The sequence below is a fragment of the Paractinoplanes aksuensis genome, from assembly GCF_024137025.1.
In the GTDB taxonomy this organism is placed as follows: domain Bacteria; phylum Actinomycetota; class Actinomycetes; order Mycobacteriales; family Micromonosporaceae; genus Actinoplanes; species Actinoplanes aksuensis.
On sequence record NZ_JAMYJR010000031.1, the window covers coordinates 131,250 to 154,400 of the forward strand.

Here is a 23,151-nt window from a genome sequence, read left to right on the forward strand (position 1 = left end):
AGGTGAGAGCGGTGGTGGATTCGGCTTTGCGGGTCCAGCAGGCTGCCGCTTTGCATCGGCAGGCGGCGGCCCTGACCGATGCTGCCTCGGCCGCGCTCGACGCGGAGTCGGGCGGCAGTGACCCGCTGGAGCAGCATCGGCTGGCCGAAGAGTTGCGGTCCGCCGCGGGGGCGTTGGCGCCGGGCTGGCTCGGGTCGCCGCTTGATGCGCAGTCGGCCAACACGCCGCTGGGCGGGGTCTATCCGCCCCAGTTCGTGCGGCTCGGGGTGGCCCAGCCGCTCGACGATGCCCGCTTCCCGGCCGTGATTCCGCTGCTCGGCACCGGTCACCTGACCATTGATGCCACCGCCACCGACTCGCGGGTCTTCGGGCTGCTGCGTTCGATCCTGGTGCGGCTGCTGGCCGCCGCGCCGGCCGGGTCGTTGCTGGTGCGGGCGGTGGACGGCATCGGTGGCGGTGAGGTGTTCGCGCCGTTCGCCGGGTTGCAGGATGCGGGTCTGTTGTCGCCGCCGGCCACCGACCGGCAAGGTTTGCGGGACGTGCTGGCCGAGGCCGAGAAGTGGCTGCGGCCCGGTCGTGGGGCCGCGCCGCGGCGGGCCCGGCGGGACCGGATGATGCTGGTCGTCATCGCGAGCCTGCCCGAGTTGACCGAGGGCGAAGAGTTGCGCCGCATCGCCGCGCTCGCCCAGCAGGGGCCCGATTCCGGGCTGCATCTGATCGTGGCGGGCTGGCCGCCGCCCCCGCTGACGGCCGAGACCACCCAGGCTCCGCTGCCACGCACGACGATGGTGTCGGTCCGTAACCCGTACGCGGTGATCGGCGATCCGCCGGGGGCCACGTACGGTTCGACGTCCGATGTTTCCTGGCTCAACGCCCCCGTCTTCCTCGACGAGGATCCGCCGCCCCATCTGGTCGACGCGGTGTGCCGCGAGCTGGCCGCGCATTCGGCCGCCGCCACCCGGGTCACGCTGGCCGACCTGCTGCCCGAGCCGGGTGAGGAGCTGTGGGCCGGTGACGCCGGCGAGGGGTTGAGCACCGTTGTCGGCCACGACGGTGAGACGCCGCTGGCGCTGCGGTTCAACGACCTCACACCACACTGGATGGTCGGCGGACGCTCCGGCGCGGGCAAGACCGCCTTCCTGGTCAACGTGCTCTACGGGTTGTGTGCCCGGTACAGCCCGACCGAGCTGGCGCTGTACCTGCTCGACTTCAAAGAGGGCGTGACCTTCGCCGAGTTCGTGCCGACCCAGCGTGACCGCACCTGGCTGCCGCAGGCCCGCGCCGTGGGGGTCGAGGCCGACCGCGAGTACGGTCTCGCCGTCCTGCGAGAGTTGAACGCCGAGATGTCGCGGCGCAATACGGCGTACGAAAGGGCTGGTGTTTCGACCCTGCCCGAGCTGCGCGCGGCCGCGGCCGAGGACGGTCTGAAGCGTCCCCTGCCGCGCATCCTGTGTGTGATCGACGAGTTCCCGGCGCTGCTGGCCGGCAACGACCCGGTGGCGACGGAGGCCACGACGCTGCTCGAGTCGCTGGCCCGCACCGGTCGCTCGTGCGGCATCCACCTGGTGCTGGCCAGCCAGAACGTCGCCGGGCTGGAGGCGCACTACGCCAAGCGCGACTCGTTCTTCGGCCAGTTCCCGGTGCGTATCGCGCTGCCGGGCGGCGGCGACGTGCTCGAGCCGGCCAACGACTCGGCGGCCGGGCTGCCGCTGGGCACCGCGGTCGTCAACACCGCGGGCGGGCTCGGCGGGCCGCGCGGCGCGACCCGCGGGCACGAGCGCATCATCCGCTTCCCCGACCCGCACGCCGACGACGCGCTGCTCAGCGACCTGCGCCATCGGCTCTGGGGCACCCGCGATCCGGAGTCGCAGCCGCCGCGCGTTTTTGCCGGGTACGCCCACCAGCACCTCGCCGACGACCCGACGTACCGGGCCGCGCTGGCCGGTCGCGGCGCCGTTCCGTCGGCTCTGATCGGCCGCCTGCTCGACGTCGGGCTGACCACCGCGGCGTTCCCGCTCGACCGCGCCCCCGGGCGGCACCTGGCGATCTTCGGGTCGCAGGCCTCGGCGTCCGAGGTGCTCGACGCGGCCGCACGGAGCGTGGCCGCGTTCCACCCACCGCGTACGGCCCGCTTTGTCATTGCCTCGCTCGTCGCCGAGGGTGACCGGCTCGCCGAGGCCCTGGCGGCCGAGATCGGTCACCGGCAAGAAGTGACGCTGGTCGACGCGGCCGGTCTGGCCGGCGAGCTCGACCCCGACCGCCCCGGTTACCGCGTGGTCTTCGGCATGGACGCGGCCGCCCCCGGCAGCCTGGCCGGCCTGCCCGAGCTGTTGCGCGACGGCCCGGCTCGCGGCGCCCATCTGCTTTCCTGGTGGCGTGACCCGCATCGGTTCGCCGACAGCGCCGGTCGGGACGACGTGTCCGGCTTGCTCTTCCTCAACGTGCCCCCGGCCGAGGTGGCGGCGATGATCGGCCGTACGGTCGCCTGGCATCCCCGGCCCAACCGGGCGCTGCTGCACGACCGGCGCGACGAACGCACGGTCACCGTCGTGCCGTTCCTCGACCCTGGTGTGACCGACGATCAGGGTGGCCCGCTGTGACCGACCAGCAGCAGGCCACCGGCGCGATCCCGGCCCAGCCGACGCCGCCCGCGCCGGGTCCGTGGGCCGATTACCTGGCCGCCGCGCAACAACTCGACGCGGTCCGCCGCGCCGCGAGCGCCGCCGCGACCGAGCACCAGGCGGCGGTCTCGGCGGCCCGGCAAGAGCTTTCCGTCGTACGGGCCCGGCTCGCCGCCCAGAACACCCGTCTGGCCCGCGACCTTTCCGTACCCTCGCTGGAGCTCACGCCGTCGCCCGCCGACCGCGACGTGGCCGCCCAGGCGGTCGCCGGGGGCCCGTCCGCCGCGCTGGCCGCCCTGCAGCAGGCCCGCCGCACCGCCGAGGCCGGCGACGCCCTGCTCACCGAGTCGGCGTCGGCCCGCCCGTGGCGCCCGTGGGCCCGCAACCTGTTGATCTACGGCCCGTTCGCCGCGGTCGTCCTGATCGTGCAGATCGTGCTCTACCTGGTCGCGGCACCCGGTTCGGTGCCGACGTACGCCCTGCTGTGCGGCCTGAGCATGCCGGTGCTGGCCTTTGGCCTGGGCTGGGTCACGATCGGCTTCGTCTACGGCGGCGATCCCGAGGGCGTCGACCGCACCCCGATAGTCGGCGCCATCGCCTGCCTGACCCCCGTGCTGCTCACCTGCATGGGCGTCGGCCTGGCGTCGTTCTTCAACTGAGCGCCGCCGTCAGGTCGACCTCGACCAGCTGCCCGCCGAACCCCAGCGCATTGACGCCCAGCAGCGTCGAAGCCGTACTGAACGCGGGCGCCAGCGGCGACGAGTTGAGCCGCTCCCACACCGCGGCCAGCACCGCCGACTCCGAACTGACCACATAGATCACCGACCGCACCACGTCCCCGGGCTGAGCTCCGGCGGCCTCGAGCACAGCCAGGCAGTTGGCGATGACCTGATCAGTCTGCGCCTCGTAGTCCCCCGGCTCTCCCACCACGTTTCCGTCGAGGTCGAGCGGACATTGCCCAGCCAGATGAGCAAGACGCCCAGCAGCCGAGATCGTGACATGCGAGTAGCCCGGCGGCTCATGAACGGTCGACGGATTGAACTTCTCGATCATCCAGCCAGTATCACGAGGCCCGCTTCCTCAGGACACCAAATAACGGTCGGGCGACCGGGAGTGCTGCGAGCCAGAGCTCAGCCGAACCAGCCGGGGACGTCGACCGGGAAGGTCGTGGGTGGCACGACCGTACGTAAGGAGGTTTCGAGCTGGTTGACCTGGGCGGCGCCCAGCCGGTCGACCCAGGTGGCGCGCAGGCGGTCGAAAATTTCGGCCGAGCGGGTCAGGACGTCGAGGCCGCGCGGGGTCAGGCGGATCAGTTTGCGGCGGGCGTCGGTGGGGTCGTCGGCCCGTTCGACGTAGCCGAGGGCGGCCAAGCGGTCGACGGTCTTGCCCGCGGCCTGCTTCGAGACGCCCAGACGCCGGCCTATCTCGCTGGCCGAGGCCCCGTACGGCCCGATTGCCTGCAGGGCGAAGCCGTGCACCGGGCGTACTTCGGTGTGGCCGTGCGCCGCCAGTTCTCGATGCAGCTCGTCGATGAGGGAGCGGAAGCCCGCGAACAACAGAAGGGGCAGCTCGTATCCGGGCGGGTCGGCCTCAGCCACGACGACGCCGACCCTTGGCAAACTCGACAACCTGGTTTACGGTTTCGACAACCACGTTGACCAGTTTACCGGAGGACCGATGTTCGTCCCGCACACCCTCGAAACCGCGCCGGCCGGTTCGCGGCCGCTCATGGAACAGACGCTCGAGCACCTCGGCCATCTGCCCGAGGCGGTGGCCCGGCTGGCCGCGTCACCCGAGATGCTCGGTGGGTTTCTGCAGGCCAGCGACCTCTTCGAACGCAGCACCCTCGACCCGCTGGCGCGCGAGGTGGTGGTGATGGTGATCGCCGCGCGCAACGACTGCCGGGTCTGCCTGGCCATGCACACCGGGCGGCTGCGAGCGCTCGGCGCCGACGCCGCGCTGATCGCTGCCCTGCGCGCGAAGACGCCGCCGGCCGACGAGCGGCTGGCGGCGGTCTGGATCTTCACGATGCGGGTGCTCGAAACGGCCGGCGAAGTGCCCGACCACGAACTGGACGACTTCAAGAAGGCCGGCTTCACCGACCGCAACGCGCTCGAGGTGGTGCTGGGCATCGGCACCTACACGATGTCGACGCTGGCCAACCGGCTGGTCAGCGCGCGTTGATCAGCGCCATCGCCTCGGCCCGGACCTTGGCGTCGGTCTGGTACGCGCCGCGGACGGCCGAGGTGACCGTGCGGGCGCCGACCTTGCGGATGCCGCGCATCTCCATGCACAGGTGCTCGCACTCGAGAACCACTATCGCGCCGCGGGCGTCCAGCTTTTCCATCAGCAAGTCGGCTATCTGCGAGGTCAGCCTCTCCTGCACCTGCGGTCGCCGGGCGTAGACCTCGACCAGCCGGGCCAGCTTGGAGAGCCCGGTGATCCGGCCGTTCGGGCCGGGGATGTAGCCGATGTGGGCCACGCCCTTGAAGGGCAGCAGGTGGTGCTCGCACATGCTCATCACTTCGATGTCGCGGACGAGCACCATCTCTTCGTGGTCGGCCTCGAAGCTGGTCTTCAGCACCTCGGCCGGGTCGACCCGCAGGCCGGCGAAGAGTTCCGCGTACGCCCGGGCCACGCGGGCCGGGGTGCGCTCAAGACCATCGCGGTCGGGATCTTCCCCGACCGCGATGAGAATCTCTCTGACTGCCTTCTCGATCCGCCCGAGGTCGACGGCCTGCTCGACCGGAGCACCGGTGAGCTTGCCGTCGACCAGGCGGGCGGCGAGATAGTCCAGCTCGTCGTCGTCGCTTATCAGTTGCTGCCTTCCGGGCCGCTGCCGTTCGGGTGGGGCCCGACGGCGATCTGACCGTCCGCCTCGGCCTGCGTCCGCAGCTTCTCCCGCTCGGCGGGGGTGAGCACGGGCGGGGCCTCGGAGGGCAGGCGCTTGCCGAAGCCGTTGAACGGCGCCATCGGCGGGCGCTTGACCACGCGAGCACAGATCCGGTCCATGTCTTCCCGGGTGATGGTTTCCTTCTCCATCAGCTCGAGAACCATGCTGTCGAGGACGTCCCGGTATTCGACCAGGATCTCCCACGCCTCGTCGTGCGCCAGCTCGATGAGCGCGCGCACCTCGGCGTCAATGTCGGCCGCGACCGAGTCGGAGTAGTCCCGCTCGTGGCCCATGTTGCGACCCATGAACGGCTCGTCGCCGCTGGTGCCGTACTTGACCGCACCGAGCTTGAAGCTCATGCCGTACTGGGTCACCATGGCCCGGGCCAGGCCGGACGCCTTCTCGATGTCGTTGCCGGCGCCGGTGGTGGGCTCATGGAACACGAGCTCTTCCGCCGCGCGGCCACCCAGCGCGTAGGCCAGTGTGTCGATCATCTCGGCCCGGGTCTGGGTGTACTTGTCTTCCGTCGGCAGCACCAGCGTGTGACCCAGCGAACGGCCACGCGGCAGGATCGTCACCTTGTGCACGGGGGCAGAGTGCGGCAGCGCGTAGGCGACCAGCGCGTGCCCGCCCTCGTGGTACGCCGTGATCTTCTTTTCGTTGTCGCTCATCGCCCGGGTGCGGCGCTCGGGGCCCGCGATGACCCGGTCGATCGACTCCTCGAGGAACTCGTTGGAGATCGCCCGCTTCTCGTTACGCGCGGTGAGCAGCGCGGCCTCGTTGATCACGTTGGCCAGGTCGGCGCCGGAGAAGCCGGGCGTGCGACGGGCCACCGAGTCGAGGTCGACGTCGGGCGTGAACGGCTTGCCCTTGGCGTGCACGCGGAGGATCTGCTTGCGACCCTCCATGTCCGGGTTGTCGACCGGGATCTGGCGGTCGAAACGGCCGGGGCGCAGCAGCGCGGGGTCGAGGATGTCGGGCCGGTTGGTGGCCGCGATCAGGATGACCCCGCCCTTGGTGTCGAAGCCGTCCATCTCGACGAGCAGCTGGTTGAGCGTCTGCTCGCGCTCGTCGTGACCGCCGCCCATGCCGGCGCCGCGGTGGCGGCCGACGGCGTCGATCTCGTCGACGAAGACGATCGCCGGCGCGTTGGACTTGGCCTGCTCGAACAGGTCGCGGACGCGGCTGGCGCCGACACCCACGAACATCTCGACGAAGTCGGAACCCGAGATCGAGTAGAACGGCACCCCGGCCTCGCCGGCGACGGCGCGGGCCAGCAGGGTCTTACCCGTTCCGGGCGGGCCGAACAGCAGCACACCCTTCGGGATCTTGGCCCCGAGCGCCTGGTATTTCGCCGGGTTCTGCAGGAAGTCCTTGATCTCGTGCAGCTCCTGGACCGCCTCTTCCGAGCCCGCCACGTCGGCGAACGTCGTCTTCGGGGTGTCCTTGGTGATCATCTTCGCCTTGGACTTGCCGAAGTTGAGCACCCGGGAGCCGCCGCCCTGCATCTGCGACATGAACAGCAGCAGCAGGATCACCAGAATGGCGATCGGCAGCAGGTTGATCAGCAGGCTGAAGAGAATGTTGTCGCCCGAGACCGTGGCGTTGATCGTGCCCGTGATCCGGCCGGCCGTCTTGGCCTCCTGGACCTCGGCCCAGATCTCGCGCGTGACCTCGTACGGGTACTGGGTCTCGATCTTGTCGGTCGATTTGCCCTCGAACCGCTCGGCCGTCGCGAGGTCGATCTGGAGCGTCTGCTCCTTGTCCTTCTGGACGACCTTCTTGATGCCGGGCTGGTTCAGGCGCTCGAGCGCCACCGAGGTATCTACGCGCTGGTAGCTCGGACCACTGGTGAAGAAGGAGCTCAGCGCAATCACGCCGATGATCACCAGAATGATCCAGACCACCGGGCGGCGGAAGAAACGCGTACGTTCCATACTGTTGTCGGGCGCCAAGCGCCCGGACCCTCCTGATCGGCGTCCTGGTCACCTCAACGTGCCGCTCACCGGCGGCCCCGGGTCTGATAACCCCCGCTGCCGTGGTGAAACCCCGTGGCGGTGAATCTTCCCGGTCCCTCCGGCGCTTGTGACACTGCGCCATCGGTCACTCGACGGTACACCGTGGGTGCCGGTTACGAACCCGTGAGCCCGTTGCCCGGACACTTCCCGGTCGTCGCCCGTTCAGCCAGCTTTAGTGGCAAAACCGCCCATAAGGACTGAATACTGAGAAGGCGCTGAGAAATGGTTCAGCTACGGGCGTAGACCTCGGGCCGCAACACCCCGACGTACGGCAGCTCACGGTAGCGCTCGGCGAAGTCCAGACCGTAGCCGACGACGAACTCGTTCGGGATGTCGAAGCCGACGTACTTCACCGGCACCTGCACCTTCACGGCGTCGGGCTTGCGGAACAGCGCGACCACCTCGACGCTGGCCGCCGAGCGCGACTGCAGGTACTTCATCAGCCACGAGAGGGTGAGGCCGGAGTCGACGATGTCCTCGACCACGACCACGTGCCGGCCGGTGATGTCCTTGTCGAGGTCCTTGAGGATACGCACGACCCCCGACGAGGTGGTGCCCTGCCCGTACGACGAGACGGCCATGAACTCCATCTCGGTCGACGGACCGTGATTGCCCAGCGCGCGGGCGAAGTCGGCCATGAACATGACAGCGCCCTTGAGCACGCAGACCAGCAGGATGCCGTCCTCCGCCTCGGCGTGGTCGGCAGCGACCTGCTTCGCCAGCTCGGCGATCTTTTCCCGGATCTGCTCCTCAGAGATGATCACGTGGTCGATGTCGGCGTCGTACCAGGTGCCCTCAGCCATGGGCCCAGCCTGCCGCATGAAGGTTGCGGCTCGTCCAACGGGTCAGCGATCAAGAGCGGCGGAACCGCAGGGAATCGGGCAGATCCGCCCATGCCGTCCGCCCGGTGCACACGCGGAGTGACAACTCTCACAGACCGTCAAGACACCCGAACGAGTACGCCGTGTTCGCGCGCGACCTCGATGCCGCCCGGCAGATGCACGGGCCCCTGACCGTGCCACTGGGTGACGAGAGCATCCAGCGCCTCGACGTGCCGATGCGAGAGCGCGCCCCCCGGCGCTCCGAGCCGCAGCGCCCACGAGTGCAGCACCCGCCGCCGGATCGCCGCCCCCATGCCTGACAAGTCGGAGATGTCCAGGGCGGAGGAGGGGCTCACGTCCAGCAACGGCGGGGAGGTCACGCGGGATGAAGAAGGTGCAGGAACGAACGCCTGATCCAGCCCAGCGGCGGCCAGACGATCCAGCTCTTCGTTGTCGGCCGCGATGAGCTCGGCCGAACGGGCCAGATTGGCCACCACGGCCGGCCCCAGGGCCTCGACCAGCGCCGGCAGCGCATCCCCGCGTACCCGCGAGCGGGCAAAGGCCGGGTCGCTGTTGTGCGGGTCCTCCCAGGGCGCCAGCCCGAGCGCGGCACACGCCTTACGCGTGTCAGCCCTGCTCACGTCGAGCAGCGGCCGCAGAAACAGCCCCCTCCGAACCGGCATCCCGGAGAGACCACGAGGCCCCGCACCCCGGGCCAGAGCCAGCAACACGGTCTCGGCCTGGTCGTCGCGCGTGTGCCCGAGCAATACAGCCACCGCCCCGACCCGCCCGGCGGCCGAGGTCAGCGCCTCATAACGGGCCGTCCGGGCCGCGCCCTCGGGCCCGCCCGGCCGCCCCTCGACGGACACCGTCTCGACGATAACCGGGTCGAATCCCGCCGCCGCGGCCCAGGCCGCCAACTCGGCCGCACGATCGGCTGAGCCGGCCTGCAGCCCATGGTCGACCGTGACCAGCCCGACCGAGGCGCCCACGAACCGGGCCGCCGCGGCCAACGCCAGCGAATCCGCCCCGCCCGAGCACGCCACCAGCACCGGACCGTCCGCCGGCAGCGCCCGCCGCACGGCCAGCCGCACCGCGGCGACTGCGGGCGGGATGCGGGCCACTACCCGCCGATCGCGGGCTGCGGACCGTGCACGCGGGCCACCCAGGCGTCCGGGTCGCCCAGCTCGTCGAGGCGCGGCAGCGTCAGGGGCGAGTCGAAGATCTTGTTGAAGCCGGCCATGCCGACCCGCTCGACCACACCGTGCACAAACTTGCGGCCCTCGGCGTACTGCCGCATCTTGACCTCGATGCCCAGCAGCCGCCGCACCGCCTTTTCGAGCGGGTTGCCGCTCTCGCGACGGTGGTTGAACTTGGACCGGATCGACTCGACGCTGGGGATGACCTCGGGGCCGACGCCATCCATCACGAACTCGGCGTGCCCCTCGAGCAGGGTCATCAGCGCGGTGAGCCGGTCGAGCACGGCCTTCTGGCCCGGCGTCTGCACGATGTCGAGCACCGACGAGCGCGAATCGGGGTCGCGCAGCGCGTCGGACAGCGTGGCCACGCCGCGGCGCAGCCGCTCGAGGATGTGCTCGGTGCTGTTCGAGGCGTCGACGAACGCCTGCACCTCGCCCAGGAAGTAGCCACGCATCCACGGGACGGCGGTGAACTGGGTGCGGTGGGTGACCTCGTGCAGGCAGACCCAGAGCCGGAAGTCACGGGGGTCGGCGCCCAGTTTGCGCTCGACCTCGACGATGTTGGGCGCATTGAGCAGCAGCTGGCCCGGGTTGCCGGAGAAGACTTCGTATTGCCCGAGCACGCGGCCCGACAGGTAGGCCAGGATCGTTCCGGCCTGCACCCCGGTGACCCGGGAGCCGATCGCGTCGGCCAGCCCGCCCGGCTGTTTGTCGCCGGAGAGCCGGGTGACCAGCGGAATGATCACCTGTTTGAGGCCCTCGATGTTGACGGCGGCCCAGTCCTTGCGGTCGACCACGCGGACCGGCGGCACCTCGACCTGCGAGGACAAACCCGTGTAGGCCGCGACGTGACCGGCCGCCTCGTCGGTGAGATCCCGCAGCTCGGACACCACCGCCATCGCGTCCTCGTAGGAGACCGCGGGGCCTGATTTCGACAGCGCGCCAGCGGTCGCGGCGGCCAGATCCCAATCAACGAACTGCGCCATCACCCCACCGTACCCGCGGAATTCCAGCCCATCCTCGGGTGAAACCCTGAGATCAGCAGCCTCCGTCCAACCGCCCCGCCCGCCACCCGAACCGGATCAAGAGCAGCCACATCGAACGAGCCTCGCGGCCACCGCATCCAAGGCCGCCCGGCCCGTGATCGCGTTCCCGGAGCCGCTGGCCATGATGGCGAAGACCAGCAGGCGCCCGTCGGCCGTCGTCAAAGTGCCGGCCATCGTGTTGACCCCGCTCAGCGTGCCGGTCTTGGCCCGGACGACGCCCTGGCCACCCTGGTTGGGCTTGGGTGACACGAAACGCTTGAGCATCGTCCCCGACCAGCCCGCCACCGGCAGCCCGCCGAACAGTGACGACAGCGCCGGCTGCTCCCCCGAGGCGGCCGTCGACAACAGCTGGGTCAGCATCGTGGGGCTGATCCCGTTGTTGCGGGAGAGCCCACTGGCGTCGTACAGATTGGCCTCGTCGGCCGGCAGCCCCAGCTCGCGCATGCGTCCGACGATGGCCTCGGTGGCGGCGTCGAACGTGCCCGGTTTGCCCTCGGCCAGCGCGACCTGCCGGCCCAGGGCCTCGGCCGCGGTGTTGTCGCTCTGCTCGAGCATCCAGTCGGTGAGCTGCACCATCGGCGGCGACTGGACCTCGCCCAGCTCCTGCCCCGGCGCTCCGTCGGCCGCCGATTCCGAGTCCGCGGCGGGCGCCTTCCCCTTGCGTACGGCCGAAGCGGGCACTCCGAGCATCTTGGCGAAAGCCTTGGCCGCGGCGTTGGCTGGATCCGACGCCCGCGGGTCACCGCCGAACTCGTTGTGGATCGGCTTGATCCGCCCCGCGTTGACCATGAGCGCCTGGATGCGGGACACCTGCCCGAACGAGATGTCGCTCGAGTCCCAGCCCTTGGCCGTCTCGGGCCCGCTGAACAGCGACGTGTCGTACAGCAACCGGGTCGGCTTGGTCCCGCCCAGCGACTTCTTGACCTGGGCCGCGAGCAGATCGAGCCGGGCCGCGCCCGGGAACAGCTTGTTCTTCGTCGTGGCCAGCGTCGGGTCACCGCCGCCGATCAGCACGATCTCGCCCGGTTGGGCGCCGGCCACGACCCGCGTGCTCAGCCGGTGCGAGGGGCCGCGGGCGTCCAGGACGGCCGCCGCGGTCAGCAGCTTCGTCGTCGAGGCGGGCGTGGTCATCGTGTCCGCGTTGCGCTCGTAGAGGACTTCGCCCGAGCTCACGTCCAGCACCGCGACGTGCACTTTCGTCCCCATCGCAGGCGACTTGACGAGCGGATCGATGGCTTTTGTAACGGCTTGGGCAGTCAGCGCGGCTCCACCACCGTTGGCCGCAGCCAGGACGGGCGTCGGCGACGGGTCGGGCGCGAGCGGCACCGGCGCCGGCTTCGTGCTCGGCTCGGCCGACGAGAGCCACTTGTCGACCGGCCCCGGCCGCACCACTCCGACCACGCCTGCGGCAGCCGCCAAAAGCAACAGAACCGCAAAAACCAAAACCCATTTTGTACGGGATTTTCGAGCGCTGCCCCCTGCCGTCCTCGCGCCGTCGTCGGCAGTCGAGGAAGCGCTCCCCGCCCCCACAGGCACCGCCGAACGCCCAGCAGGCGCCGCCGCCGACGCACCGACCGCCCCAGACGCGGGCACTGACGACGCAGCCTGCGCAGTGGGCGGGCGAACCGGGGAGGCGGGCGGCTCCGTGGACGGGTTATTTGGTGAAGCGGACGGCGCCGTGGACGGGAAAGCCGACAATGCGGGCGGCGCAGCAGCCGAATGCGCCGACGCGGCGGGAGGAAAGACCGACGCGGGCGGCACGGCCGACGACGCCGCGTTCGCAGCTGATGCCACCGGCGGTGGGGCAGGCGGCAACGCAAGTGGTGCACCGGCGGGGCCGGGCGATGTGGGGCGCGCGGTGTTCAGCGGCACCGAGGCCCGACCATAGGTGCCGCCACTCGCAGGCGATCCGGGCGCCGTGGCCCAAGCCCCCTGGGCCCGCTCCCCCGAGTTCTGCCCTGACGACTCGCCCTCCAGTGCCTCGGGCCGCGCGAGCTCGGACTGCCGCGACGCAGGCGGCGGCTCCGACTGCGGCACGAACGAAGGTGGCGGCTGCGCAAACGACGGTGGCTGCTGCGTGTGTGGCGGCGGGGACGGAACCGACGGCTGCGGCTGCACCGGATGTGACGATGACGCCTGCTGCGGCTGACCGGGGTGCGACGGCGGCGCGGCTGACGCCGACTGCGGCAACGGGTGTGCCGACGGCGGGAACGGTGACACCTGCCTCTGGTGCGACGGATGCGCAGATGACGGTGTTTGGGACGATTTGGGCAGGCCGTCATGCAGGATTCCGCCGCCTGTGGCTCGGGCGGGTGGGGGTGGCCCGAGATCGCGCGTCTTCTCGCCGGGCGATCGGTCGGCCTCGCGCCCCGGCGTCTGCGGCTGCATCCCCCGATTTTCCGACCCATTCGCGCCGCCGAGCGGTGATTGCCCCGATCGGGGGTCGCCCTCGCCCGGAATCTGTGCCCGACCAGGCACCTCCGGCGACCGAACGGCCGACGGCGGCACGGTCGCCCGACCCTCGCCACCGGCCGGTTCGGGTGATTGCCGGGACGCCCGCGCACCTGCGTGACCACTGAGATCGGCGGTCACCGCGGCTTGCGGCGAAGCGCCACCCGCCGCACCGTCGCTCGGGTTACCGTTTCCAGGGCCGTGATGCGACTCGGACACGCCGTCGTATCCGGGACCATCGTGTGAATCTTGCCTCCCCACGAGCCCCTCCTAGAGCGCGGCGTAAGACTTAGGGGAGACTAGCGACATCCGGCACACCGTCGCGCGCGGATCCTGTCGGCCGCCAGACCGGCCGCAGTGTTTCTCGCCCGGCCCGGTTTCTCTTCAGCGGGCGAACAAGGGAGCACAAGATGGATTTCGACGTAGTGGTTGAGATCCCCAAGGGTCACCGCAACAAGTACGAGGTCGACCACAAGACGGGCCGCATCCGGCTCGACCGCACGCTGTTCACCTCGACCCAGTACCCGGCCGACTACGGCTTCATCGAGGGCACCCTGGGTCAGGACGGCGACCCGCTCGACGCGCTCGTCCTGGTGCAAGAACCGACTTTCCCCGGCTGCCTGATCCGGGCCCGGGCCATCGGCATGTACCGGATGACCGACGAGAAGGGCCGCGACGACAAGGTCCTCTGCGTCCCGTTCGAGGACCCGCGGCAGGAGCACCTGCGCGACATCCACCACCTCGGCGAGTTCGACCGGATGGAGATCCAGCACTTCTTCACGGTCTACAAGGACCTCGAGCCCGGCAAGTCGGTCGAGGGCGCGACCTGGACCGGCCGGGTCGAGGCCGAGGAAGAGATCCGGGCGTCGTTCAAGCGCCAGGAGGCCGCCGAGGCCGAGGGCCTCGAGCACTGACGAAGTAGGAAAGCCGCGCCCCGCCGTCGCCCGCCGACGTCGCGCGGCCCGCACGCGCGGGTGGTCCCCGGACCGCCCGCGCGTGCTGCTTTTCTAAGCGAGGCTGATGTTGCCCACGGCGTCGTAGAGGCCGACCACCGCGCAGGCGACCGGGATCACCGCGACGACCACGAGCGTGTCGATCAGGTCGGCCGCGCGACCCAGGTAGGGCGAGGGCGGTTTGCGGGAGTAGGTCGCCCCGGCCACCACCGTGATCAGGGCCAGGGCCAGCGCCGTCGCGGTCACCCCGAGCTGCATCGTCGCGTCCGCGCCGCGCAGCAGGTCGGCGCCGAGCGCGGCCACCCCGGCCAGGCCCCCGACGACCAGCGGCACCCGCTGGCGCAGCGTGATGAACAGCCGCGAGCGCAGCAGCAGGGCCGCCGCCGAGACGGCGATGAGGATGCGGGCCGAGATCGTGCCGGCCACGGCCAGGACGGCGAACGCGCCCACGGCCAGCACGGCGTGACCCAGCAGCATGCCGGCCAGCAGTTCTTCGGTGCGGGTGACGGCGGCGAAGACGGTCGCCCGGTCGGGACGTTCGCGGGCCGCGTCGAGCGCGCTCGACGTGCCGGCCGTGGTGAACCCCTCGGCCGCCTCGGCCCCGGTCGGCAGCGTGACCGGCGGGGTGGGCATCTTGCCGAAGCGGATGGCCAGCAGCGGCAGCGCGCCGATGCCGCAGACCAGGATCGAGATCAGCACCGCGGCCGCGCCGGCGGCGGTGGTGACCATGCTGACCAGCGCCGTGATCGCGCCGAGGAGACCGGCCACCGCGCCCGCCGTGAACAGGCGTTGCCGGGCCGCCACCCCGACCGCGCCGAGCGCCGCGACCAGCAGCAGCGCGACCGACCCGGCCAGCAGTTCGGAGCCACCCAGCCACGGCAGCAGCCCGACCACACCGACCCGGTCGTCGGTGGCGACCAGGACCGCGCCGCCGGCGAAGCCGAACGGCATCGCGTAAGCACCGAGGGCGGCCCCGGCGGCGGCATCACCGTACGCCCGGGAAGCTGTCACCCCGGCCAGCGCGAGCAGCACCGCGAGCCCGAGGCCGGCGAACGCCGCGCCGTTCCAGGACGGCCCGGCGGCGAGCACCGCGAACAGGCCGAGCGCGAGCAGCACCCCGGCCCCGACCAGGGTGGCCGCGCGGGTCGAGGCGGGCGTCCAGGCGTTGCCACGGCGGCGGGCGCCCTCGGCGATGGCTTCGACCACATCGTCGTACTCGAGCTCGGGCCACTCGTCGTGGGCCGGCACCAGATGCAGGATCTCGCCGTCGCGTACACCCTGCGGGAAAAGTCCCTGCGCGGTGGCCAGGGCGACGCCGTCGGTGCGGCGCAGCACCCAGCCGCCGTGTTTCTCGCCGTCGTCGGCCAGCCCTTCGCCGGCGTGCCGCAGCACCTCGGGCAGCAGTTCGGCCAGGGGAACGTGCTCGGGCAGGGCCACGTCGATGCGGCGCTGCGGCGCGCTGATGGTCACCCGCGCCAGACCGATGCTCATGGATCGCCCTCCCCCGGTGCGTGCCGCATATGAGATCGAAAGTGACGAGGCTGCGGACGCGAGCAGACTTTACCTACCATGGGGCCAACGCGACGTCCGGCGACGGATGCGCGCACAGGGAGTGACCATCACACCCTTGTGGACGAAAGGGAAATAACGCGGCATGAGCACGGTGGTGATCAAACGGTCGGCCCGGCGACCCGCGCCGGAGATTCCGACCGGCGAGATCGCTGTCGAGCCGCCGCCCGAGATCCCGCAGGCCGCGGGCGGCCGCTGGCAGCAGGCGATGATGGCGCTGCCGATGCTGGGCGGCTCGGTGGCCATGGCCATGATGATGGGGCAGGGCCGCGGCGGCGCGTACTCCTATGTGATCGGTGGCCTGTTCGGCGTCTCCTCGATCGCGATGATGGCGACCAGCTTCGGCTCGAACGGCTCGCCCAAGAAGGCCGAGATGATGGCGGCCCGCCGCGAATATCTGCGTCATCTCTCCGGCCTGCGTAAACGCGTCCGCGAGACGGCCCAGAAGCAGCGCGTCGGCCTGCTCTACCGGCATCCCGACCCGACCAAGCTGTGGTCGACGGCCGGCAGCCACCGGGTGTGGGAACGCCGCACGAGCGATCCCGACTTCGGTGTCGTCCGGCTCGCGGTGGGTCCGCAGACGCTGGCCACCCCGCTGCTGCCGCCGGTGACGCGGCCGCTCGACGAACTCGAACCGATGACCGCCGGTGCGCTGCGGCGCTTCCTCGACGCGTACTCGGTGGTCCCTGATCTGCCCGTGGCCGCCTCTCTGCGAGGTTTCGCGCGGGTGTTCCTGCGCGGCCCCGAGCCGGACGCGCAGGCGCTGTCGCGCGCGGTGGTCACCCAGCTCGCCACCTTCCACGCGCCGGACGACCTGATCGTCGCGATCTGCGCCGGGCCCGAGCGCCGCTCCTCGTGGGAGTGGGCCAAGTGGCTGCCGCACAACCTGCACCCGGCCCGCACCGATGCCCTGGGACACGTACGCCTGGTCGCCAGCAGTGGGCAAGAGCTCGAACAACTGCTCGAGGACGTGATCGGCAACCGGCCCCGGTTCGGGTCGGGCGGGCACAGCTCGCCGCACGTGGTGATCGTGCTCGACGGGGCCGACCTGCGCGGCGCGACCCAGCTCGACGACGGCATCGACGGGGTCACCGTCCTCGATCTCGACGAGCAGCCGCCGCGCTTGCTCGACCGGTCGCTGCTGGTGCTCGAGGTCGCCCACCACGGTGGCCGCCGGGTGCTCAACACCTATTCGATGGAGCACGAGGCCGAGGTCGGCACGCCCGACCGGCTCAGCGTCGAGGAGGCCGAGGCGGTCGCGCGGCGGCTGTCCCCGCTGAGGCTGGCCGCCATGTCGAAATCGGCCGACACCCCGCTGGCGGCCGAGATGGGCCTGTCCGACCTGCTCGGCATCGGCGAGCCGGACACGTTCAGCGTGGCCCAGGCCTGGATGCCCCGGCCCAACCGCGACAAGCTGCGGGTGCCGATCGGGGTCGGGGCCGACGGCGCGCCGATCGAGCTCGACCTCAAGGAGTCGGCCCAGGACGGCATGGGCCCGCACGGCCTGCTGATCGGGGCCACCGGTTCCGGCAAGTCGGAACTGCTGCGCACGCTGGTGCTGGCCCTGGCCACCACCCACTCGTCGGAGTCGCTGAACTTCGTCCTGATCGACTTCAAGGGCGGCGCGACCTTCGCCTCGCTCGACCGGCTGCCGCACACGGCCGCCGTGATCACCAACCTGGCCGACGAGTTGCCGCTGGTCGACCGCATGGTCGACGCGATCGACGGCGAGATGGTGCGGCGGCAAGAGGTGCTGCGCAAGGCGGGCAACTACGCCAGCCTGCGCGACTACGAGAAGGCGCGAGCCGGGGGCGCGGCCCTGCCACCGTTGCCGTCGCTGCTGGTCATCTGTGACGAGTTCTCCGAGCTGCTGTCGGCCAAGCCCGACTTCATCGACCTGTTCGTCCAGATCGGACGGCTGGGCCGGTCGCTCGGCGTCCACCTGCTGCTGGCCAGCCAGCGGCTCGAGGAGGGACGCCTGCGCGGGCTCGACACCCACTTGTCTTACCGCGTCGGCCTGCGGACCTTCTCGGCGCTCGAGTCGCGCGCGGTGCTCGGCGTCCCCGACGCCTACGAGCTGCCGCGGTCGCCCGGGCACGGTTATCTCAAGTTCGGCACCGAGCCGCTGTTGCGATTCAAGGCCGCGTACGTCTCGGGGCCGATGCGCAAGACCGGTGCTCGCGCCGCCGCGGGCGGGGCCGGGGCCGACCCGCAGGTCCTGCCGTACTCGACCAGGTACGTGCCGGCGCCCAAGCCGGTGAAGCCGATCGAGCCGCCGCCCGAGGAGACCCCGGCCGGCGAGAGCGTGCTCGACGTGATGGTCGACCGCCTGGGCGGGCAGGGACCGCCGGCCCACCAGGTGTGGCTGCCGCCGCTGGACATGTCGGCCGCGCTCGACGAGCTGCTGGGTCCGGTGGTGGCCGACCCGGTCCGCGGCCTCGCGTTCGCCAACCCCGAACTGCACGGCGCGCTGCAGGTGCCGATCGCGCTGGTCGACAAGCCGCGCGAGCAGATCCGCGACGTCATGTGGCTGCAGCTGTCGGGCGCGGCCGGGCACGTCGCGGTGGTCGGCGCGACGCTGAGCGGCAAGTCGACGGCGCTGCGCTCGATGATCTGCGGGCTCGCCCTCACCCACACCCCGGCCGAGGTGCAGGTCTACTGCCTCGACTTCGGTGGCGGCGCGCTCGGCACGCTGCGCGACCTGCCGCACGTCGGCGGGGTGTCGGGCCGGCTGGACGCGGTGGGGGTCCGGCGTACGGTCGGTGAGATCTCCACGCTGCTGACCGAGCGCGAGACCCGCTTCGGGGCGATGGGGATCGACTCGATGGCGTCGTACCGCCGGCGCCGGGCGAATCCCGCCAACCCGGGCACCGACACCGACCCGTTCGGCGACGTGTTCCTGGTGATCGACGGCTGGGCCACTCTGCGCAAAGAGTACGAAGAGCTCGAACCCGTGATCACCGACATCGCCACCCGCGGTCTCTCGTACGGGATCCACGTCGTGGCGGCCACCTCACGGTGGATGGACTTCCGGCCGGCGATCCGCGACATGTTCGGCTCGCGGCTCGAACTGCGGCTGGGCGACCCGAGCGACTCCACGATCAACCGGCGGGCCGCGATGACGGTGCCCGAGAAGTCCGGCCGCGGCATCATCGACCACCCGACCGACAAGAACAAGTTCCTGCATCTGCTGACCGTGCGACCCGAGCTGAGCACCCTGGCCGACACGACCGACCTGGTGAAAGAGGTCGCCGCCAACTGGCACGGCCGACTGGCGCCGCGGGTCCGGCTTCTTCCGGCCCTGGTCCCGTACGCGGAAATGGATCTGCATCGCAGCGGCGGCCTGCGCCTGCCGATCGGCATCAGCGAGGCCGACCTGCAACCGGTCGAGATCGACTTCGCCTCGGACCCGCACTTCCTGCTGTTCGGCGACGCCGAGTGCGGCAAGTCGACGTTCCTGCGCGGCCTGGCCACCACGATCACGCAGCGGTTCGCGCCCGAGGAGGCGCGGATCATCCTGGTCGACTACCGACGGTCCCTCATGGACCTGCCCGAGACCGACCACCGCATCGGGTACGGGATCCAGGCCCAGAAGACGCTCGAGCTCATGCAGTCCGTCGCCGGATACATGGAACGCCGCCTGCCCGGCCCGGACGTGACCGCCCAGCAGCTGCGCGAACGTTCGTGGTGGACCGGGCCCGAGCTGTTCGTGCTGGTCGACGACTACGACCTGGTCGTGGCCGGCCCGACCAACCCGCTCACCCCGCTGCTCGAATACCTGCCCCAGGCCCGCGACGTCGGCCTGCACCTGATCCTGACCCGGCGGGCCGGTGGCGCCGGGCGCTCGCTCTACGAACCGGTCATCCAGCGGCTGCGCGAACTGTCCGCGCCCGGCCTGGTCATGTCCGGTCCGTCCGATGAGGGGCCATTGGTCGGTAACATCCGGCCCGCGCTGCTGCCGCCCGGCCGCGGCCGTTTGCTCACTCGGCGTGAGGGCGTGAGGCTGATTCAGTTGGCACACCTGGCGCCGTACTGACATGCGCCAGGAATTAACAGACAGGCAGTGCGATAGGCATAGACAGACCACATCCGCTGGGGCCTGTTTAGGAGTAATCTGCATCGACCATCCAGGATCCAGAATGGCGATGCGAACCTTGAGCGCTGAATGGGTGAGTAGCCGGTCGGCCGCGCCGCGATGGCGTGGTGCGCGTTGGTGACCGCGCGCCGTCTCGCGGCGGCCGCGACCGCCGGCCTGTTCGCGTTCGGTCTGCCCACCGTCCCCGCCCACGCGGCTTCACTGGCCGAGCCTGCGCCGCTGCAGGGCGATTCGGTGCGCGCCGACGAGTGGCACCTGGGCTCGCTCAACATCGCCGAGGCATGGACGTACTCCAGCGGCGCCGGGGTGACGGTCGCGGTCATCGACTCCGGGGTCGACGCCGACCACCCCGACCTGCAGGGTCAGGTGCTCCCCGGCCTCGACCTGGTCGACGACAAGGGCGACGGCGACACCGACCTGGTCGGCCACGGCACCACCGTCTCCGGCATCATCGCGGGCCGCAGCGACGACACGTCCGGTGTGGTCGGCATCGCCCCGAAAGCCAAAGTCCTTCCCGTACGCGTCCTGGACGAGGACAACCGCTACAACGACGCGCTGATCGTGGCCCAGGGTGTCCGCTGGGCGGTCGACCACGGCGCCAAGGTCATCAACCTCTCGCTGGGCGGCAACGGCAGCAGCGCCGCCCTGGCCGCCGCGCTCGACTACGCGTTCGCCAAAGACGTGGTGGTCGTGGCCTGCACCGGCAACGCGAGCGCGTCGTCGACGAGCGGCGTCTGGTACCCGGCCCGCGAGCCCGGCGTGCTGGCCGTGGCCGGCATGGAACGCGACGGCACCACCCTGTGGTCCGGCTCGATCACCGGTAAGGAAACGGTCGTGACCGCCCCCGCCACCCAGCTGGTCGGCGCGAACAAGGGCGGCGACTACTGGAAGGTGCAGGGCACCAGCTTCGCCGCCCCCATGGTTTCGGCCACGGCCGCGCTGATCCGCTCCCGCTGGCCCGACATGCCGGCCGGCGAGGTCATCAACCGCATCATCCGTACGGCCAAGGACAAGGGCGCCCCCGGCCGCGACGCCCAGTTCGGGTTCGGCCTGGTCGACCCCGTCGCCGCCCTGACCGCCTCGATCCCCCCGGTCTTCGAGAACCCGCTCGACACGTCCCCGTCGCCCGGCATCGCCCGCTTCGGCAGCGCCCCCGCTCCCGGCCAGGCCCTGTCAGCCCCCGACGGCACGACACCGGGCCTGGCCCCGGCCACACCCCAGTCCGAGCCCGGCTCAGGCGCGGCACCCGTGGCCGCCCCCAAGTCCTCCTCCCACCAGACGTGGTGGGCCGCGGCGGCCCTGTTCCTGCTCTCGGCCGTGGCCGCCGTGCTGACCATCCGCCGCTTCGCCGGCACCACCTGAGCCTGGCCACTCGCCCCACCTCGCACGGCGAGCCCGGCCACTCACTCGCCTTGCCCGGCCACTCACCTCACCCCGCCCGGCGCTCGCCCCACCTCGCACGGCAAGCCCCGCCGCTCGCACGGCAAGCCCGGCCACTCACTCGCCTTGCAAACTCGACCGCTCGCGACGACCGGCGGACTGGGGCCGGTGCGCGACGAAGTTCGATAAGCACCTCGGGCGTGTTCTCCGGGCGTGGCCGGCCACCTCGACGTGCCTCGATATCATTCACACCGTGGCTGACTGGCGGAACGACCGGATCGGAGCCGCGTTGCGCGGCGACAACCCGACTGTCCTGGCCCGGCTCGAGGCAAGCTTCGCCGTCATCGGGGATCACCAGTTTCTGCCCGGCTACTGCGTTCTGCTGACCGATGATCCCGCGGTCACCTGCCTCACCGACCTGCCCCGGGCGCGCCGGCTCGCCTTCCTCGCCGACATGGACCTGCTCGGTGAGGCGGTCACGAATGTGTGCCAACGCTTCGACAGCGCGTTCCGTCGGGTCAACTTCTCGATCCTGGGCAACCTCGATCCCTACCTGCACGCCCATGTCCAGGCGCGGTACACCTGGGAACCGGCCGACATGGCCAAGGGGCCGGTGTGGGGTTACCCACGGCAGACGCGGCTCGCGGCGGAGACGGCCCTCGACCGGCAACACGATGCTCTGCGTTCAGAGCTGACCAGGGAGATCAAACGACTCGCCGCTTCGTGACCAGGACGATAAACGGCGCGGCCTTCGACCGCTGACCCGCCGCAGCCTTCAACCGCTCACCGCCACGGGCTTTCGACGGCTGACCGGACGCGGCCGTTCGAGCGCTGAGCCCTTTCGACCGCTTAGTCGCCACCTTCTGGTGTGCCCGAACCGCGGGTTGACCGCGACGGTCAGGCGCAGTCGCCGGTGCGGACGCCTCGGGTTCGGGATTCGCCGGCTTGGGCTACCGGGGCCGCTTCTTTGGCGGTCAGGGCGAAGCCCGTGTTCTTGTCGTCGGCCGCGGCGGCGAAGATGACGCCCAGCACCTGGCCGTTGGTGGTGATCAGGGGGCCGCCGGAGTTGCCGCTGCGGACCAGGGAGCGGATCGTGATGATCTCGCGGGTCACGTCGCCTGAGTCGTAGATGTCGGGGCCGGTGATTTTGCCGACGTCGCGGACGCGGGCCGACTGGGCGTCGTACGGGCCGTCCTGGGGGTAGCCGAGCACGATCGCGCTCGCGCCCGTCGTCGCCTGCTTGGCCACGAACGGCATGACGGGGGCGGTCAGGCCGGGCACGTACAGCACGGCCAGATCGCGGTCGGGGTCGTAGACGACCACTGTCGCGTCGACGCGGCGGCCGTTCACCTCGACCGTCGTCTCACGGGTGCCGGCCACGACATGGGCGTTGGTCATCACCCGCTCGTCGGCGTAGACGAAGCCGGTGCCCTCGATGCGCCGGGAACAACTCGGCGCCGTGCCCAGCACCTTGAGCACCGAGCGCTTCGAGCGGGCCACGATCTGGGAGCCCTTGAGCTTGGGGTCGGGCGCGGCCACGTCCTTGGCCTTGGTCGGGGTCAGTCCGCCGAAGACGGCCGGGAAGCCGCTCGTGTCGAGGGTGTCGCCCAGGGCCGACGACAGCGCCTGCGCCTGCTCGGGCATGAGGCTGTTGATGCCGCCGAGGATGGCGCTGTTGCGTACCGCGGAGTTAAGGCCGGGAAACGGCGTCGAACCGAGCGGCACAGCGATCAGCCAGGCCACCAACAGGACGGCGACCAGCGAGACAGCCGCGCCGCCGGCGTCGTCCACGCGCTGCAGCGGCTTGCTCTGGATGGCCCGGCGCAGATGGGTGCCGAGCCAGCCGGCCAGCGTCTGCCCGAGCACGGCGATCGCGAAGATCGTGACCAGCGAGACGACCAGCCGCGCGGTCGGGTCGGTGAAGCGGTCGGCGATCAGCGGACCGACCTGCAGGCCGATCAGCACCCCGCTGAAAAAGCCGCCGAACGAGAGCGCGCCGATGACGAAGCCCTGGCGGTATCCGCTGATCGCGAAGATCAGCATGAGCAGGATCAGGATGCCATCGACCACGGACACTCACCCAGAGTAGAAGTCGCGGGCCACC

Annotated in this window: 18 protein-coding genes; 8 read left to right on the forward strand and 10 right to left on the reverse strand. The window is 70.9% G+C overall.

What is annotated here, in order from left to right; translation table 11 throughout:
- Window positions 1-14: 14 nt before the first annotated feature.
- On the forward strand, window positions 15-2,600 hold the full coding sequence (locus M1L60_RS28230) for an FtsK/SpoIIIE domain-containing protein (RefSeq protein ID WP_438862159.1): 2,586 nt from the start codon (window positions 15-17) through the stop codon (window positions 2,598-2,600).
- Window positions 2,597-3,280 (forward strand): hypothetical protein, encoded by a 684-nt coding sequence (locus M1L60_RS28235; RefSeq protein ID WP_253240562.1) that lies wholly within the window; start codon window positions 2,597-2,599, stop codon window positions 3,278-3,280. Before M1L60_RS28230 ends, M1L60_RS28235 begins: the two co-directional genes overlap by 4 nt.
- Here M1L60_RS28235 and M1L60_RS28240 read toward each other — a convergent pair.
- Window positions 3,273-3,674, reverse strand: a complete 402-nt coding sequence (locus M1L60_RS28240; RefSeq protein ID WP_253240563.1) for a RidA family protein — start codon at window positions 3,672-3,674, stop codon at window positions 3,273-3,275. The two genes, M1L60_RS28235 and M1L60_RS28240, sit on opposite strands and share 8 nt — an antisense overlap.
- Before the next feature lie 77 nt (window positions 3,675-3,751).
- Window positions 3,752-4,219 (reverse strand): MarR family winged helix-turn-helix transcriptional regulator, encoded by a 468-nt coding sequence (locus M1L60_RS28245; protein WP_253240564.1) that lies wholly within the window; start codon window positions 4,217-4,219, stop codon window positions 3,752-3,754.
- 79 nt (window positions 4,220-4,298) lie between these two features.
- On the opposite strand from M1L60_RS28245, the gene M1L60_RS28250 reads away from it, so the two are divergent.
- Window positions 4,299-4,805 (forward strand): carboxymuconolactone decarboxylase family protein, encoded by a 507-nt coding sequence (locus tag M1L60_RS28250; RefSeq protein ID WP_253240565.1) that lies wholly within the window; start codon window positions 4,299-4,301, stop codon window positions 4,803-4,805.
- On the opposite strand, the gene folE is transcribed toward M1L60_RS28250, so the two are convergent.
- The 6 genes from folE to dacB form a co-directional block, all read right to left on the reverse strand.
- Entirely contained in the window at window positions 4,792-5,439 is a 648-nt protein-coding gene (gene folE, locus M1L60_RS28255; RefSeq protein WP_253240669.1) for a GTP cyclohydrolase I FolE, read from the reverse strand. The genes M1L60_RS28250 and folE overlap by 14 nt on opposite strands.
- A complete protein-coding gene (gene ftsH / locus M1L60_RS28260) occupies window positions 5,436-7,451 on the reverse strand; it encodes an ATP-dependent zinc metalloprotease FtsH (RefSeq protein ID WP_253240566.1) in 2,016 nt (671 codons plus the stop codon). The genes folE and ftsH overlap by 4 nt, the downstream gene beginning before the upstream one ends.
- 308 nt (window positions 7,452-7,759) lie before the next feature.
- A complete protein-coding gene (gene hpt, locus M1L60_RS28265; RefSeq protein WP_253240567.1) occupies window positions 7,760-8,335 on the reverse strand; it encodes a hypoxanthine phosphoribosyltransferase in 576 nt (191 codons plus the stop codon).
- A 137-nt stretch (window positions 8,336-8,472) separates the two neighbouring features.
- Complete coding sequence (gene tilS / locus M1L60_RS28270) at window positions 8,473-9,477, reverse strand: tRNA lysidine(34) synthetase TilS (protein ID WP_253240568.1); 1,005 nt, start codon at window positions 9,475-9,477, stop codon at window positions 8,473-8,475.
- Window positions 9,477-10,538: a zinc-dependent metalloprotease gene (locus M1L60_RS28275; RefSeq protein ID WP_253240569.1), complete on the reverse strand. Its 1,062-nt coding sequence runs from the start codon at window positions 10,536-10,538 to the stop codon at window positions 9,477-9,479. The genes tilS and M1L60_RS28275 overlap by 1 nt, the downstream gene beginning before the upstream one ends.
- Before the next feature lie 96 nt (window positions 10,539-10,634).
- Window positions 10,635-11,804: a D-alanyl-D-alanine carboxypeptidase/D-alanyl-D-alanine endopeptidase gene (dacB, locus tag M1L60_RS28280; RefSeq protein WP_253240570.1), complete on the reverse strand. Its 1,170-nt coding sequence runs from the start codon at window positions 11,802-11,804 to the stop codon at window positions 10,635-10,637.
- Between the two features lie 25 nt (window positions 11,805-11,829).
- On the opposite strand from dacB, the gene M1L60_RS28285 reads away from it, so the two are divergent.
- Together M1L60_RS28285 and M1L60_RS28290 are read left to right on the forward strand one after the other, a co-directional pair.
- Window positions 11,830-12,486, forward strand: coding sequence for a hypothetical protein (locus M1L60_RS28285; RefSeq protein ID WP_253240571.1), 657 nt, complete (start codon window positions 11,830-11,832; stop codon window positions 12,484-12,486).
- A 973-nt stretch (window positions 12,487-13,459) separates the two neighbouring features.
- Window positions 13,460-13,963 (forward strand): inorganic diphosphatase, encoded by a 504-nt coding sequence (locus tag M1L60_RS28290; RefSeq protein ID WP_253240572.1) that lies wholly within the window; start codon window positions 13,460-13,462, stop codon window positions 13,961-13,963.
- Window positions 13,964-14,056: 93 nt separating this feature from the next.
- Here the strand turns inward: M1L60_RS28290 and eccD are convergent, their stop codons facing one another.
- Complete coding sequence (gene eccD / locus M1L60_RS28295; RefSeq protein WP_253240573.1) at window positions 14,057-15,493, reverse strand: type VII secretion integral membrane protein EccD; 1,437 nt, start codon at window positions 15,491-15,493, stop codon at window positions 14,057-14,059.
- Window positions 15,494-15,656: 163 nt separating this feature from the next.
- Here eccD and eccCa point away from each other — a divergent pair, with 163 nt between their 5' ends.
- From eccCa to M1L60_RS28310, 3 genes are all read left to right on the forward strand, one after another.
- Window positions 15,657-19,607, forward strand: coding sequence for a type VII secretion protein EccCa (eccCa, locus tag M1L60_RS28300; RefSeq protein ID WP_253240574.1), 3,951 nt, complete (start codon window positions 15,657-15,659; stop codon window positions 19,605-19,607).
- Window positions 19,608-19,766: 159 nt separating this feature from the next.
- Complete coding sequence (gene mycP / locus M1L60_RS28305) at window positions 19,767-21,029, forward strand: type VII secretion-associated serine protease mycosin (protein ID WP_438862157.1); 1,263 nt, start codon at window positions 19,767-19,769, stop codon at window positions 21,027-21,029.
- 271 nt (window positions 21,030-21,300) lie between these two features.
- Window positions 21,301-21,774: an HIT family protein gene (locus M1L60_RS28310; RefSeq protein ID WP_253240576.1), complete on the forward strand. Its 474-nt coding sequence runs from the start codon at window positions 21,301-21,303 to the stop codon at window positions 21,772-21,774.
- Window positions 21,775-21,944: 170 nt separating this feature from the next.
- Here the strand turns inward: M1L60_RS28310 and M1L60_RS28315 are convergent, their stop codons facing one another.
- Window positions 21,945-23,123, reverse strand: a complete 1,179-nt coding sequence (locus M1L60_RS28315; RefSeq protein WP_253240577.1) for a MarP family serine protease — start codon at window positions 23,121-23,123, stop codon at window positions 21,945-21,947.
- Between the last annotated feature and the right edge of the window lie 28 nt (window positions 23,124-23,151).

Bases quoted from the DNA above. Each gene is read 5' to 3' on its own strand.
- hpt (WP_253240567.1), bottom strand. From the start codon at position 8,335: ATGGCTGAGGGCACCTGGTACGACGCCGACATCGACCACGTGATCATC.
- eccD (WP_253240573.1), bottom strand. From the start codon at position 15,493: ATGAGCATCGGTCTGGCGCGGGTGACCATCAGCGCGCCGCAGCGCCGC.
- mycP (WP_438862157.1), top strand. From the start codon at position 19,767: ATGGCGTGGTGCGCGTTGGTGACCGCGCGCCGTCTCGCGGCGGCCGCG.
- ftsH (WP_253240566.1), bottom strand. From the start codon at position 7,451: ATGGAACGTACGCGTTTCTTCCGCCGCCCGGTGGTCTGGATCATTCTG.
- M1L60_RS28285 (WP_253240571.1), top strand. From the start codon at position 11,830: ATGGCTTTTGTAACGGCTTGGGCAGTCAGCGCGGCTCCACCACCGTTG.
- M1L60_RS28290 (WP_253240572.1), top strand. From the start codon at position 13,460: ATGGATTTCGACGTAGTGGTTGAGATCCCCAAGGGTCACCGCAACAAG.
- M1L60_RS28250 (WP_253240565.1), top strand. From the start codon at position 4,299: ATGTTCGTCCCGCACACCCTCGAAACCGCGCCGGCCGGTTCGCGGCCG.
- M1L60_RS28240 (WP_253240563.1), bottom strand. From the start codon at position 3,674: ATGATCGAGAAGTTCAATCCGTCGACCGTTCATGAGCCGCCGGGCTAC.
- M1L60_RS28275 (WP_253240569.1), bottom strand. From the start codon at position 10,538: ATGGCGCAGTTCGTTGATTGGGATCTGGCCGCCGCGACCGCTGGCGCG.
- dacB (WP_253240570.1), bottom strand. From the start codon at position 11,804: ATGGGGACGAAAGTGCACGTCGCGGTGCTGGACGTGAGCTCGGGCGAA.
- eccCa (WP_253240574.1), top strand. From the start codon at position 15,657: ATGAGCACGGTGGTGATCAAACGGTCGGCCCGGCGACCCGCGCCGGAG.